This window comes from Mycobacterium sp. pR1184, assembly GCF_041287235.1.
Classification (GTDB): domain Bacteria; phylum Actinomycetota; class Actinomycetes; order Mycobacteriales; family Mycobacteriaceae; genus Mycobacterium.
Genome location: NZ_JBGGKR010000008.1, coordinates 114,889 through 129,132, shown reverse-complemented (window position 1 = coordinate 129,132; position 14,244 = coordinate 114,889). Strand labels below are relative to the sequence as shown.

Genomic DNA, 14,244 nt, shown 5'->3' with positions numbered 1-14,244 from the left:
GCATTGGCACAGTGGATGGTCGCTCGCGTGGGGGTTGACGTGGCGGAATTGCACGAGGCGATGCGCCCGCGGTTGCGTGCCGCCTTGCGGATGGTGGCGCGGGCATCCGCACCTCGTCCCGCCGCGGCCAAGCGGGCGGCCAAGGATTTGGGGCGCCCGCTGGGACCGGCCGTTGCCGCCGAAATCCGCTGGGCCTTCACCCCGCCCCGGACCTGGTTGATGGGTGTGGTGGCGAACCTGGTCTTCGCGGTGGGGTGGTTGGCGGTGCAGCCGCTGACGCTGGGCCGCCACCAGGACTGGGTGGTTCTGGTCGGCACTTATTTCTCGTCGTGGATCCTCGCCGACGTCACCACAACGAATCTGCTTGGCTCAGACCACTATCGGGTCGTCCAGGCCGTGTCCGACGGCGTGCCGTTCTGGCGCGTGCTGGTGATAAAGAACCTGGCCCTGCTGGTAATCGTCGGGTTGCCGACGTTGGCGACGGCGGTGGTGCTCACGCTGTGGCTGGAAACCCCGCAGCGCCTGGGCATCACGATCCCGACGGTCGCGGTGCCCATCGTGTCCTGGCTCGGGGTGGGCAACTTCTTCTCGGTGCTGCACCCCGTCGGCGTCGCGCCGCTGACCCGGCGCTGGCGGCAGCGCGCCGACCATCGCCGCACCCGCGGCTGGATCCTTGCGCTGACGCTGCCCTACGCGCTGTATTACGTCGCCGACCCGATGAACGGGGTAGAGCATCGGCTGCTCTGGACAAAGGTGCCCGCGCTGATCTGGCCGGTGTTCGGCCGCGATACGAAAAGCTTCGTGCACCTGGGCATTGCGCTGACGGTCTGGGTGGCCGGAACCATTGCGGCGACGCTCTGGGTGCGCACGCGGGGACTGCGGATCCAGTGATTCGTTAAGCGACTTTGTCGGTGACCTCCGGCAACAGGGCGCGGGTCTCAGCCGATCAAGGACAGCTGCCGCAAGTCGTCGGCGTACTTGTCGATCAACTCCGCCGAGATATGCGGGATGTCCTTGTCGGGTCCGATGTTGGCGGCACGCACCGCGGCGTGGAACACGGCGGTGGGTGCGGCCGCGCCCCGGATTGCCTTCTCGGGTTTTCCGAACGCGTGCAGCAGTGGCAGGACCGACTGCTGACGTTGCCGCTCGGGCAAACCCGTCAGCGCGGTATGGAACCGGTTGAGCCATTCGTCGTAGTCGGCGATGCGCTGGATCCGGTGTCCGGCTCGAATCAGCCAGTCCACGAACACATCCAGCGAGACACCGTCGTCGTACGGGTTCATGACGTCGAACGAACGGTATTCTTCGGTGACCCGCGAGCCGATCGTGGTGATCGCCTCGGCGATGAAGTCGACCGGCAGGCCGTCGTAGTGGGCCCGCGCCCGGCTGCCGACGCCGTCACGTTCGTAAAACGAATGCGGCGCAATGCCCGTCACCAGGAGGCTGAAGATCAGCCGGGTAAACATGTCGGGCACGTTGAGCTGGCCGCGGTATCGGGTATGGGCGAGGATCATGTCGGAGCGGAACACCGCGACCGGCAGGCCGCACAGCTCGTTGGCCTCCCTTAGCAACACCTCGCCGGCCCACTTGCTGTTGGCGTACCCGTTCGCGTAGTCGTCGTTGAGCGGACGGGTGGGGCTCACCTGCCGGATGTCACCGTCCTCCTGGAACTGGCCGGGGGGCACCGCCATTGCGACCGCGATGGTGGACAGGTAGGTGACGGGCTTGATCCGGGTGGTGATCGCCAGCCGGATAAGTTCCGCGGTCCCAACGACATTGGGCCCAAATAGCTGGTCGTACGGCAGTACGTGGTTGACCAGTGCGGCCGGATGCACGATCAGATCGACGGTGTCGGCCAGGTGTTGCCAGGTTGCGGGGTCCAGACCCAGGTTGTGGTCGGCGATATCGCCCGCGAGCACCTCGAGATGCGTGGCGGCAAGCTCGCGGAACCGACTCAGCAGCTCGGGATCGCCGCTGTCGAAGACCTTTTCCAAGCGAGCCCGGGCGTCAGCGACGTCGCGGCCACGCACGATCGTGATCAGCTTGCCGCCCCGTTCGGCAAGACGCTTCAGCCACTCCAGGGTTAGAAATCGTCCCAGCCAACCGTTAGCTCCGGTCAGCAGCACCGTCTCCGCCGCACCGGTGGCGTGCGGCAAAGACGTTGCAGTGGACAATGTTTGGGCGTCGACGAACTTGTCCAACGTCAGCTCGGCGGCCGAAATAGCAGTGGCACCTTGCCCGTGAACGGTGCTGAAGGTCGGCCGTCGGATACCGGCTCCGCGCTGGGCCTCGATGTAGTCGGCGACCTTCGCGATGGTGTTGGCCGGGCTGGTGATCACCGCGACGGGGACCTCGACGCGGAAGATCTCACCCAGTAGGTGCGAGAAGGTCAACGCGGACAAGGAATCTCCGCCGAGGTCGATGAAGTGCGCTTCGGGGCTGGCGTCAGTGGTGCCGAGCAGGGCGCGGCAGGCTCCGGCCAGCGTCTGGACCACCGGCCGGTCGGCCGCGTTCTCGCGCAGTACCCGGATCTCGTCGACCTGTGCGGCCGCGATGTCGGTGTAGAGCCGCTCGAGCTGTTCGCCGTAGCGTTCCTTGAGCCGGGGGCGCAGCTGCTTGCCCAAGCCGGAGAGCAACCCGTTCTCCGCGGTGAACGGTTTAGTTTCCAGAATGAAGTCGACGGGCAGCTCGTAGGACTGCAACTGGGCGGACGCCGCGGTCTGCCGAAGGGATTGGTGCACAGCAGTTTTCAAAGCTAGGCTGTTGCCGTATTCGGCGATCGCTTCGGGAGTGGGCACGATCACTGCCAACAGGCTGGGTCGTTCGCTGTTGCCGTACACGAAGATCTGTCGCACCAGTGGCGCCCCGGCGTAGATGGACTCCAGGTTCGTCACCGCGACGAACTCGCCCTGAGCAAGCTTGAGCACGTTGTTGCGACGATCGACGTAGACCAGCCGGTCGGGTCCGACCTCGGCCATCACGTCGCCGGTCTGGTAAAAGCCGTCCTCGTCGAAAACCTGGGCGGTGATTTCCGGGCGCTTGTAGTAGCCCGGCGTCATCATGTCGGTCTTGACGAGCAATTCCCCACGTGGATAAGGCCGGTCGGTCAGGAAGTAACCGAGCTCCGGGACATCGATCAGCTTGTAGTCGATGACCTGCTTGCGGCTGATCACACCATCCCGGGTGAGGATTCCGGTCTCGGTCAGACCGTAGCCGTCCACGATGTGCGCGCCGAGCACCCCGTCCAGGAAGGCCTTCATCTCTGTGGCCAGCGGTGCACTCCCGACGAAACCGCCCAGAACCCGGCCGCCCAGCACGTTCTCGCGCATCTCGGTCGCGGCATCCCGCTCCGCGGTGGCGGGATCTGCCCCCTCGGCGATCCCGCGGTCGACCGCGCCGCGGTAGTGCTGGTAGAGCATCTCCACCACCCGGGGAACAACACCGAGTTCGGTGGGCCGCACCAGTGCCCAGTCTTCGAACAGCGTCGAGAGATCGGACTCGGGGACGAAGTAGTTCGTGCCACCGGCGAGAAAGGCCGACGCCAGAGGCAGCCGGCCGCCCAGGTGATTCAGGGGCATGAAATTCACGTCGAAGACGGGCAGGCCGGATGCGAGGAACGAGCCCGATGTCCACACCTTGGTGACCGTTGCCTCGGTGTACATGGCGCCCTTGGGCGTTCCGGTGCTGCCGGAGGTGTACATGATCATTGCCAGGCGGTCGTCACCGGTGTCGGTGTTGGGTGCGATCGCAGGCAATTGGCTGCCCCGCTCGACCACATCGTCGATCGTGGTGACGACGACTCGGGTGGCCGAGCCCTGCAAGCGCACCCGGGTATGTTCGAAGTTCTCCCGCTGCTCGTCGACGCCGCCGTGATAGTCGAAGACGATCAGCTGCCGCAGCGAGGCGCTGGTCAGCACGGATTCTCCTGCCAGGTCCAGGTATTCGGCGCTGACCGCGACGATCGTCGGTTCGCATTCCTCGATGATCGGGCGCAGCCTTGCCGCCGAGGCGTTGTGCTGCAGCGGCACGGTCACCAAGCCGAGGTAGGCGCAAACCATGTCGATGACCAGATAGTCAGCGCTGGCGAATCCGATCGTCGCCACGACATCGCCTGGCCCTACCGGGTTCTCGGGGTCGTTGCGCCAGGCGCTGGCGATCGCGCGCACCCGGTCCCACAGTTGGCGGTAGCTGATGGTCTCGAAGCGCGGTTGCAGGCGTATCGACATGCGGCCGTTGACGTCGGTCACCAATGCGCGAGCGCGTTCCCCAACCGCGGGACGATCGGCGTAGCCCTCGACGATGGTCTCGAAGACCTCGGTGAGCCTTAGGCCCGGCGCGCAGGCCGCCTCGACTACCTCGGGAAGCGGCACCGCCGCCCGGAATTGCGGGTCGGTGTCGAACAATTCAGCCACCCGGCGGGCCAGGCGCTTGTCTCGGTCATCATCCATCTCGGTCAAGGTTGTGTCGTGCTGCGATCCGCTCGTCATGGCGTGTCCTTCCGTCATATCTCTTCTTCGAAGCCGGCCACCGCCCGGACGATCGGGGGCTTACGCCCGCTGAGTGTGAGCTTGGTTACGCGTCACGACATCGATGGGTAATCGGTATAGCCCGACGCGCCGCCGGTGTAGAGGAATTCCATGCGGGGCTCGTTGAGCGGTGCACCGTAGGTCCATCGACGCACTAGATCCGGATTCGCCAGAAACGCATTGTCGATGGTGACCGCGTCTGCCGTACCGGTCGTAACGACGTCGACGGCTCGCTCACGGGTGGTCGTCGTCTGGAATCTGCGATTGAGCAGCAGGCGGTCTGGCCAGCGGCGACGCAGCCACGAGTAGATCGGCCGTTCGGGTGGGACTCGTGCGTGCAGATATGCCAACCCCAGTTCGCGGGCGTGCTTGGCGAGGATCAGGTGCGCCTCGAGGTCCGGTTCGTGAATATCGTTCTCCGGATTGCCCGGCGAGATACGCAGCCCCAGCCGGTCGGGACCGATCGCGTCGGCGACCGCGGCGACGACCTCGCTCGGAAGCCGCGCCCGATCCGGGGCGGATCCGCCGTAGGCGTCGCGTCGATAGTTCGCGTCGTAAGTGAGAAATTGACTCAACAGGTAGCCGTTGGCGGCGTCGATCTCGACACCGTCGGCGCCGGCAGCGCGGGCACGGCACGCTGCGGACACGAAATCAGAAACGATGCAACCTATTTCGTGAGCAGTAAGTTCGTGCGGTACGACGAAAGCTCTTTTGCCGACGGCGGTGTGCACCGTGCCGTTGGGCCGGATCTCCGACGGCGCCACTGGCCGCCGACCGCCCAGGATGTCAGGATGCGAGATCCGGCCAGAGTGCATGATTTGCACCACAATTCGGCCGCCCGCCGCGTGGACCGCCTCGGCGATGCGCGCCCATCCGTCTTGTTGCGCGTCGGTGTGCAAACCGGGCTGGTTGGGGTACGCCTGCCCCCGCGCCGAGGTGAAGGTGCCTTCGGAGATGATCAGACCCGAACTCGCCCGCTGCGCATAGTAATCGGCCATCAGCCGGGTGGGTACTCCGTCGTCGGCGGCGCGGGTGCGGGTGATGGGCGCCATCAGAATCCGGTTCGGTGCGTACAACGCGCCCAATTGGACTGGGGCCAGCAAAGGATGACCAGGACACAGCAGCCGCGTGGGTAGTGCGCATGCGGCCGCGCGCGACGAGTAGAGACGTTGCGTTCGGCCGGCAAATCTTCGGGCCACGGTTGTCCGCACCTTTCATCGGGGGAGTTGACCGCCGCGACTCCGGACCTGCGAACTGCCTCGTTGACCGCGCGGACACCTCCATGTTGTCGGTGCGATACCGTCGCCGCTAGGACACGTGTCCTACCGCGTGCGAGGCGTGGACTCCCACAACGAGCGAACCCAGCTAACGGACGTTCGGCTTGATCTCCTCGATCACCCACTGGGCGTAGTCGAGATATTCCTCGACGCCGCGCACCGCCGGAACGGGAACGGCGCTGACCGTCACGCCCTGCTCGGCAAACCAGTTCAGCCTGTCGATGAGCTGTGCGGCACTCATACCCGGCCGGTCGCGAATCCCTTTGCGGACAACATGCCCTTCGCCGACCCGATTGGTGCCCATCCCGTGCATTACGTCGAACGGCCGACCGTCGTAGCACGGCTGGGATTTGATGTAGTCCACCTTCTCGGCAATGTGCTCGGGCGGCGTCAGAAACGCCCACCAACCGCAGGCGTGCCGGGCCGCCCTGCGCAGGGCCGCGTCGGCGTCACCGCCGATCCAGATCGGAAGGTGGGGTTTCTGGACGGGTTTCGGCTCGAACACGACGTTGTCGAAGGATACGTAGCGACCCTCGAATTGCGGTGTGTCACTGGTCCACAATTCGACGATCGCGGCGAGGTATTCGTCGGCGATGCGGCCCCGCTCGTGAAAAGGCACCCCGAGCAGTTCGAATTCCCTTGCCAGCCAACCGACTCCGAAGGTCACCATGATCCGGCCCCCACTCATCCAGTCGGCGGTGGCCAGCGCTTTGGCCAGGACGATCGGATGCTGCAGCGGCAACACCGTGACACAGGAATTGATCGCGATGCGTTCGGTGGCACCGGCGACATGGGCTTGGGCGACCGTCGAGTGTAGATAGTGCGGCCCGGACAGGTCGACATGCTCGACCGGAATGACGAGGTGTTCCGGGAAAGCGATCATGTCGTAGCCCCAGCGGTCGGCGCATTTGGCCATCCGGGTCTGATCGGGCCCGGTGACCTCTGGTTCCCAGGACTGAATCGTGGCCTTGAGGCGGAGCATATGCGGAAGAGGGAAGACGAATTTCACGCGGGAACTCCTTCTCGAATGCGGCGGACAACGAAATCAAAACGCACCCGGCCGCCGTCGTCACCCAAAACCGGCCAGCTAGCGTGTCCCGGCCAGCGGTCAGTGTCGCGCGATCGCGGGTACGGGGTTGTTAACCTTGCGACGTGGCGCAGACCAGCGAAGAGCCGGTGAAAGGGTCGCTTGCGGCGACCAGCTGGGCCTTGCTGGGCATGCTCTCCTACGAAGAGGAAGTGTCGGGCTACGACCTGAAGAAGTGGATCGACTGGAGTGTCGACCTCTACTACTGGAGCCCCTCGTACAGCCAGATCTACACCGAGCTGAAGAAGCTGGAGGGCCTGGGCCTGGCGACGTCTCGCGTCGAGCACGACGAGGGCACCCGCAGCCGGCGGCTCTACAAGATCACCAAGGCCGGAATGGCCGCGGTCACCGAGTGGGCCACTGACGCACCGGTGGACCCGCCGGTGCTCAAACACAGCGTGCTGATGCGGATGACGTTGGGGCATTTGAGCAACCCGACCCGGCTCAAGGAGCTGCTGCAGGACTACGTCGAGTACACCGAGGCCTGCTATCGCAAGGCGGTCGAGGATGCCGAGGGCGCCGAAGCCGAACCCGCTTGGGCCTACTCGGTGATCGCATTGCGCTGGGCGGCCAAGTACTACGCCGCCGAGCGCGAGTTCGCGCTGGAGATGATGAAGGACATCGACGAGGCCGACCGCATATTGCAGACGGCGCCGAAGGGTAGTTCGGGCAAACCGCGGACCACGCCAGGTTCCTGGCGCGAGGTCGAAAAGCAGGTGCAGGCCAAGCGCGACGCCGATTAGTCGGCGCCGGCCGCGTCCCGCGCGGCGATGTAGCCGTAGACGAGTCCCTGCGCGATGGTGGCACCCGCACCCGGATACGTTGTGCCGAACGCGTTGGCAGCGGTGTTGCCGATTGCGTAGAGCCCGTCGATCACGGCGCCGTCCTCACGCACCACCCGCGCTCGGTGGTCGGCTTTCAATCCACCACAGGTGCCCAGGTCGCTGAGCACCATGCGAACGGCATAGAACGGGCCTTTGGTCAACGCGCGCAGGTTGGGGTTGGGCGAGATCGTCGGGTCGCCGTAATAGCGGTCGTAGGCACTGCGGCCCCGGCCGAAGTCGGGATCGACACCGGCGGCGGCGTCTTCGTTGAAGCGGTTGACCGTCGTGGTGAACTCCGGAACCGGCACGCCGATCCGGACCCCGAGTTGGGCGAAGTCGCCGGCGCGGACGGCGATGCCGGCGTCGTACCACTTCTGCGGTATGCGCATCCGTGGAAAGAGTTGGGCGCCAAACACATAGCTGTTGCGGTATTGCTGGTCGAAAACGATCCACATCGATTCCACCGGACTGCCCGCGCGTTCCAGCTCCAGCAGCCGTTGGCCGAAGGTCATGTAATCGGATGACTCGTTGGCGAAGCGGTGCCCGTGCTGGTTGACGATCAGGCTGCCCGGTAGCGACCGCTCGGCCAGCATCACAGCGGGTGCCTCGCCGGGCAGCGGCGCGATGGCGGGGAACCACCACGCCTGGTCCATCAGATCGATGCCAGCGCCGAGTTCCTGCCCGGCGCGGATCCCGTCGCCGGTGTTGGCCGCGGCCCCCAGGCTCAGGTTGGCGCCCAACGATTCCGACTGGAATTTCCAGCGCATGTCCATGCTGTGGTCGAAACCGCCGGTGGCCAGCACGACACCGCGCCGGGCCGTGATCGACACCTCACGGCCGCCGTGCACCACGACCGCGCCCCGGACCCGGTGCCCGTCGACGTCGAGACGCAACAGGCTGGTGCCGGTCCATACCGGGATGCCGGCGCGCAACATCCCCGCGAACATGCCCGCCGCCAGGCCCTGACCGCCCGCGGCGTAGCGCCGGCCCAGCATCAGACCGCCCACTCCTTGCGCAATTCGCTTGGAGAACGTCGGAATTCCCTTGCGCGGCACTCGTGCCACCAGATTCATCCAACGGTAGTCGGCGCCCGTCGTCGGTACCGGAACGCTTGCCTCCATCAAGCCGGGCTCCAACCGGGTGCGGTAGGCACCGAGCAGTGCGGTGTCGAACGGGTGGCACTCGCAGGTGCGCCCCGCGGCGCGGCCGCCTGGCTCTTCGGGGTGGTAATCGGAGTAGTCGCGGGCCCAGAAGAAGCGCAGCGAAGTGGTGCGTCGCAGCATCTCGACCGTCGCGGACACCTGCGTCAAGAATCCCCTCGACCGTTGCGCGGGCGCCGAACCCGCCACCACCGCATCCAGGTAGGTTGCGGCGTCGGCCTGCGTATCGTTCGCGCCGGCCTCGGCCAGGACCGGGCTTCCGGGCAGCCACAGCGCGCCGCCGGAGCGGGCAGTCGAGCCGCCGACATGCGACGCCTTCTCCACGACCAGCACCGACAGCCCCAGTTCGTGGCCGGCCAGCGCGGCGGCCATCCCGGTGCCCGAGCCCACGACCAGTAAGTCGACGCTGGTGTCGGCCACGGGAATTCCGGCGGGGATCGTCGTGCTGTGTGCTGTCACGCCGAGAACGGTATGTCGCGGTGACCAAGCAGCGGAATAGTCGTCCTGATGAGTGGAACGCCAAGCCCGGATGAGGCTATTCGCGGAGTTGAATCGTGCCTATGCATGACACCGACGAAATTCGGCTCATTGAGGCCCAGGCCGCACCGACGCGGTTTGCCCGCGGCTGGCATTGTCTGGGGTTGATCAGAGATTTCGGTGACGGCAAGCCACATGCGATCAACGCGTTCGGCCAGAAGCTTGTCGTCTTCCGAAGCGGGGACGGCAAAATCAACGTCCTGGACAGCTACTGCCGGCACATGGGCGGCGACCTGTCCCAGGGCGAGGTGAAGGGCGACGAGATCGCCTGCCCGTTCCACGACTGGCGCTGGGGCGGCGACGGGCGATGCAAGAAGGTGCCCTATGCCCGGCGCGCACCCAAACTGGCCCGCACGGCGACCTGGATGACGCTGGAGCAGGACGGCATGCTGTTCGTCTGGAACGATCCGGAACGTAAACCACCGCCGCCGGAGGTGACGATCCCGCGCATCGAGGGAGCCACCAGCGACGAATGGACCGACTGGCACTGGTACACCACGGTCGTGGCTACCAGCAACTGCCGCGAAATCATCGACAACGTCGTTGATATGGCGCATTTCTACTACATCCACGGTGCATTGCCGACCTACTTCAAGAACATCTTCGAGGGTCACGTCGCGACGCAGTACATGAACGGCGAGGGCCGCCCCGACATGGGTGGCACCGAAGGCGCACGGATGCTGGGCAACACGTCGGTGGCGTCGTATTACGGTCCGTCCTTCATGATCGACGACCTGACCTACCACTACGAATATGGTGACGCGCAATCCGTGCTGATCAATTGTCACTATCCGATCGACTCGAATTCCTTTGTGCTGCAATACGGCATCATCGTCAAGAAGTCGGAAGCGCTGCCCGGAGACCCGGTTCAAACCGCAATTCAGCTCGGCGATTACGTCAAGCTGGGTTTCGAACAGGACGTCGAGATCTGGCGGCACAAGGCGCGCATCGACAATCCGCTCCTGGTCGAGGAGGACGGCCCGGTCTATCAGCTGCGGCGCTGGTACGAGCAGTTCTACGTCGACGTCGCCGATGTCGAGCCGGACATGGTGGACCGCTTCGAATTCGAGCTCGACACCACTCGGCCGTACGAGGCGTGGATGAAAGAGGTCGAGGCGAACATGGCCGCTCAGGGTTCGGTGTGATGGCATTGAATTCGCCTGTGCGGACCGATAATCGGCTCGACGAGATGCCGATGCTGCCCGTGGCATGCGATAACTGCGGCGCGCAGGTGCTGGTCCGCAAGAGCACCTGGAATCAGACCAGCGTGCAGTGGAACGCCGATGCGACGCGGCGCTGCGCGCAGCGAGCCGAAGCGCAGAAGGTGTCGGCGTACGCCAATCGCGGGGTGTTCCTGGTGTGTTCGGCGCTGCGCGAGTCGATCCTCGATGCGGTGCGCCAGGGGGAGTTGGCTATCGTCGACGAGATGGAGGGCTCTGCGCCGCAAGAACATTCGCTCGATCTACCATCGCCGCCCCGACATACTCCGGTTCGGTAAGCAGGTAGAAGCGTCCTTCGGCGGCCTGTCCGAAGATCGCCGCCGCGGCCGCCTCCGCATCCATCGCCGCCGCCTTGACGTCCAGCATCGCCGCGCGTTGCGCCTCGGCAACGCCACCGTCGCCGTGCGAGTCGACACCGCCGGCCGACTCGAAGATGTTGGATTTCACCGCGCCCGGCAGCACCACCTGCACGTGAATGTGGTGGCTGTGCCCGGCCGACTCCACATCGAGATAAAGGCACTCGGTCAACGCCAGCACCGCGTGCTTGCTCACGATGTAGGGCGCCTGCAACGCAATTGCCCCCACCGCACCGACCGAGGACAGATTCCACACCCAGGCGGTCTCGTCGGTGGCCATCATCTTCGGCAGAAAGGCTCGCAAGCCGTGGAATACGCCGCTGATGTTGATGTCGACGACCCGCTGCCAGTTCGCCACCGGTGTGTCCCACAGATAGCCGAACTGTTCCACGCCGGCGTTGTTGACCAGCAGCCGGACGGCCCCGATATCGCGGTAGGTGCGCTCAGCGAGCTCCTGCACCGCATCCGGGTCGCGCACGTCGCACACCACGTCAACCGCGGACCCGCCTGTCGCGCAGAGCTGTTCGCGCAGGACGGCGACGGCCTCGGCGTCGATGTCGGCGAGTACCACCGTCATCCCCAGCGTGACCGCGTGTCGGGCCAGTCCCGCGCCGACACCCGAGCCGGCTCCGGTGATGACCGCGACGCCGCCCGCGAACGGATTCACGCGTACTGCAACGCGGGTGCGGGACTGCGACGCTGGGGGAGCAGCGGGCGCAGCGGCTGCAGGGTGGGCGCCACCCTTGGGTGGCCAAGTGGACCGTCCTCGGCATTGCGCCAGATGCCCATCGCCGTCATGCGTACCAGCGCGGTGAGTCGCTGATCGAACATCATCCGGCTCATCGGGCCGCATACCGACACCGCGGCCTGAACGTCCTGGCCTTCGCCGATAGGCGCTGCGACACAACCGAATCCAAGCAATGACTCCTCGCGTTCGAACGCCACGCCATGTGCGCGCACCTTGGCCAATTCGGCGGCCAGCTGCGAACTGGTGGAGATCGAGTACTTGGTCTTGCGGACCTGAAGATCGACCCGCGCGTCCTGGTCGCAGTAGGCCAGGATTGCCTTTCCGACGGCGGTGCAATGTGCGGGCTGTCGGCCGCCGACCCGGGTGGGGATCGCGTCGGCCATCCGGTCACCGACCTTGTCGAGGTACACCACGTCGGGCCCGTCCAGCACCGCCAGATGTGCGACCAGCCCGGTGGCGCGGTGCAATTCGCCCAGCAGCGGCCCGGCCGCTCGCACCAGCCGGTCCTGGTGCACGGCCAGCGACCCGAGTTCCACCAGGCGCATCCCTAGCTCGTAGTCGCGGCCGCTGCGGCGCAGCCAGCGCAGCTGGACCAGCCGTTCGAGCATCCGGTGCGCCGAGGAACGCGGCAGCCCGGTGCGCCGCACGAGCTGGGCCAGCGTCAGGCGACCCGGCCCGTCAAACGCATCGAGGACCAGCGAAATGCGATCGATCACGGCCGTGGGGGTGGTTGCGTCGAGGGGCTTCAGCGTCCCGGCCATCGATCCTCCATGGGCTGCGATCTATCTGGCTGCCATATTCCTATTAGGAATATATATCTACCACATGCGTGTGGCCGCTGTCACACACGACGCGACACGGATCGTGTTGTGAGTGCACTCAGGGCGGGATTTGGGCCGAAAAGCCGCCCTGGACGCAGACTCGAAGCCGTGAGCGCACACTCGAACGCCGACGGCGCCCGCGTAGTAAGAGCTGCTCAGCCCTTGGCTGCCGATCGTCCGGCGCGCCGGCCATAGAAGCTGCCATCACCGAGAGAGACACCGCTGGCATAACCCCAGGCGGCCAGCCCAGCAGTCGAACGGCCCGCGGCGAAGAGCCCCGGAATCGGCTCGCCGCTGACGTGCAGCACCTCGGCGTCCAGCGTGGTGGCCAGCCCGCCCAGCGTGAAGCCGCCGGTGTTCTCGCGCAGGTCGATCGCGCCGACCGGGCTGCCGATCGGCCTGATCCACTCCGGCTTCTTGTGCAGCAGCGGATCCTCACCGCGCGCGGCGCCCTCGTTGTAGGCGGCGACGGTCGCCTGTAACGAACCGGGGGCCAGGCCGATGTCGCGCTCCAGGTCCGCCACGGTGTCGGCCACCCACGTCGCTTCCCGCAGCATGAACTTGGGCGACCACGACGCCATCGCCGCTTCCTGGGCGTCGTCGTCGATGATCAGGTAGGCCGTGTTGTCCTGGTGGTAGAGCGTGAGCTGCCCGACGCGGCCGGGATAGGTGTCCTCGGCGACGTAGCGCTGACCGCGGGCATTGACCAGGATCCCGCGCACCAGCTGCTGCGGGTCGATGAAGATCGCGACCTCGGTGGCATCCATGTGCGCCAGGTCGGCGCCGAGGGCCTGCGCCATCCGGATCGCCTGCCCGTCGTGCTGCTCGATCGACGCGGCCGGACGGCCGGCGATCCGCGGCGCATAGCGGGCCACCATCGCGTCGTTGTAGGCGAAGCTGCCGGTCGCGAGCACGACGCCGGTACGCGCCCGGATCGTCATCTCGGTACCGTACTGGCGGGCGCGGATGCCGACCACCCTGCCGTCGGATTCGACGATCAAACACCGCACCCGCATGTCGTACAGCGCGCGAGCGCCTGCCGCGGTGGCGGTTTCGACGAGCGGCTTCATCAGCATGTAGCCCGCGCTGGCTTCGCCCTGCTTCTTGTTCTGCATCTGCGGGACGTGGCCGCGGGGGGCGGGGGAGGCGATGGTGTTGAAGGGGTAGGAGTTTTCACCGCCGCTGTACATCAGGCCCTGATCGCCCATCGGCTCCCAGCCGGGCTCGGAGAAGAACTCCGCCTTGAACGGCACGCCACACCCGACCAGCCATTCGAAATGGGCGACGCTGCCGGCGCAGTAATCGGCAATGCGGTTTTCGTCGGCGCCCGGTCCCATCGCCACGTTGAGGAATGCTTGCATGTTTTCGACGGAATCGGAGAAGCCGCAGGCCTTTTGCAGCGGTGTCCCGCCGCCGAGGTAGATGAACCCGCCGGCCATCGCCGCCGCGCCGCCCCAGGAACCGGTGCGCTCCAGCACCAGGACGTCGGCGCCGGAGCGCGATGCCTCGACCGCGGCCGCGGCACCCGCGACGCCGTAGCCGGCGATGACGACGTCGGCCTCGTGATCCCACGCGGTGATCGACGACGCCGGGATCGGAGTGACGTCCAAATCATTCATCAGCGGTCGAAATCCCTTCTGTCACTTAGATCACCGCAGTGGTGGGTGCGACCTTTTGCCCGCCTCCGA

The 14,244-nt window shown here is 65.9% G+C and carries 11 protein-coding genes; 4 read left to right on the top strand and 7 right to left on the bottom strand.

What is annotated here, in order from left to right; all coding sequences use genetic code 11:
* Positions 1–60 precede the first annotated feature (60 nt).
* A complete protein-coding gene (locus ACAG21_RS16045; RefSeq protein WP_370497348.1) occupies positions 61–891 on the top strand; it encodes a hypothetical protein in 831 nt (276 codons plus the stop codon).
* 47 nt (positions 892–938) lie between these two features.
* Here ACAG21_RS16045 and car read toward each other — a convergent pair whose 3' ends face one another.
* The 3 genes from car to ACAG21_RS16030 form a co-directional block, all read right to left on the bottom strand.
* Complete coding sequence (car, locus tag ACAG21_RS16040; RefSeq protein ID WP_370497346.1) at positions 939–4,448, bottom strand: carboxylic acid reductase; 3,510 nt, start codon at positions 4,446–4,448, stop codon at positions 939–941.
* A gap of 131 nt (positions 4,449–4,579) precedes the next feature.
* Positions 4,580–5,725, bottom strand: a complete 1,146-nt coding sequence (locus ACAG21_RS16035; protein WP_370497122.1) for an alkene reductase — start codon at positions 5,723–5,725, stop codon at positions 4,580–4,582.
* Positions 5,726–5,891: 166 nt separating this feature from the next.
* Positions 5,892–6,812 (bottom strand): TIGR03619 family F420-dependent LLM class oxidoreductase, encoded by a 921-nt coding sequence (locus tag ACAG21_RS16030; protein ID WP_370497121.1) that lies wholly within the window; start codon positions 6,810–6,812, stop codon positions 5,892–5,894.
* A gap of 209 nt (positions 6,813–7,021) precedes the next feature.
* Here ACAG21_RS16030 and ACAG21_RS16025 point away from each other — a divergent pair, with 209 nt between their 5' ends.
* The gene (locus ACAG21_RS16025) at positions 7,022–7,633 is read left to right on the top strand and encodes a PadR family transcriptional regulator (RefSeq protein WP_370497344.1); all 612 of its coding nucleotides are present in this window, start codon (positions 7,022–7,024) and stop codon (positions 7,631–7,633) included.
* Here the strand turns inward: ACAG21_RS16025 and ACAG21_RS16020 are convergent.
* Positions 7,630–9,333, bottom strand: coding sequence for a 3-ketosteroid-delta-1-dehydrogenase (locus tag ACAG21_RS16020; RefSeq protein ID WP_370497120.1), 1,704 nt, complete (start codon positions 9,331–9,333; stop codon positions 7,630–7,632). The two genes, ACAG21_RS16025 and ACAG21_RS16020, sit on opposite strands and share 4 nt — an antisense overlap.
* A gap of 101 nt (positions 9,334–9,434) precedes the next feature.
* On the opposite strand from ACAG21_RS16020, the gene ACAG21_RS16015 reads away from it, so the two are divergent.
* Together ACAG21_RS16015 and ACAG21_RS16010 are read left to right on the top strand one after the other, a co-directional pair.
* Positions 9,435–10,556 (top strand): Rieske 2Fe-2S domain-containing protein, encoded by a 1,122-nt coding sequence (locus tag ACAG21_RS16015; RefSeq protein ID WP_370497119.1) that lies wholly within the window; start codon positions 9,435–9,437, stop codon positions 10,554–10,556.
* Positions 10,556–10,909, top strand: a complete 354-nt coding sequence (locus ACAG21_RS16010; RefSeq protein WP_370497118.1) for a ferredoxin — start codon at positions 10,556–10,558, stop codon at positions 10,907–10,909. Before ACAG21_RS16015 ends, ACAG21_RS16010 begins: the two co-directional genes overlap by 1 nt.
* Here ACAG21_RS16010 and ACAG21_RS16005 read toward each other — a convergent pair.
* The 3 genes from ACAG21_RS16005 to ACAG21_RS15995 all read right to left on the bottom strand — a co-directional run bounded on the left by ACAG21_RS16005 (position 10,824) and on the right by ACAG21_RS15995 (position 14,175).
* Complete coding sequence (locus tag ACAG21_RS16005) at positions 10,824–11,654, bottom strand: SDR family NAD(P)-dependent oxidoreductase (RefSeq protein WP_370497116.1); 831 nt, start codon at positions 11,652–11,654, stop codon at positions 10,824–10,826. The two genes, ACAG21_RS16010 and ACAG21_RS16005, sit on opposite strands and share 86 nt — an antisense overlap.
* Positions 11,651–12,496 carry an IclR family transcriptional regulator gene (locus tag ACAG21_RS16000; RefSeq protein WP_370497114.1) on the bottom strand — a complete coding sequence of 282 codons (846 nt, stop codon included), beginning with the start codon at positions 12,494–12,496 and terminating at the stop codon, positions 11,651–11,653. Before ACAG21_RS16000 ends, ACAG21_RS16005 begins: the two co-directional genes overlap by 4 nt.
* Before the next feature lie 215 nt (positions 12,497–12,711).
* A complete protein-coding gene (locus ACAG21_RS15995) occupies positions 12,712–14,175 on the bottom strand; it encodes an FAD-dependent oxidoreductase (protein ID WP_370497112.1) in 1,464 nt (487 codons plus the stop codon).
* Positions 14,176–14,244: the final 69 nt, after the last annotated feature.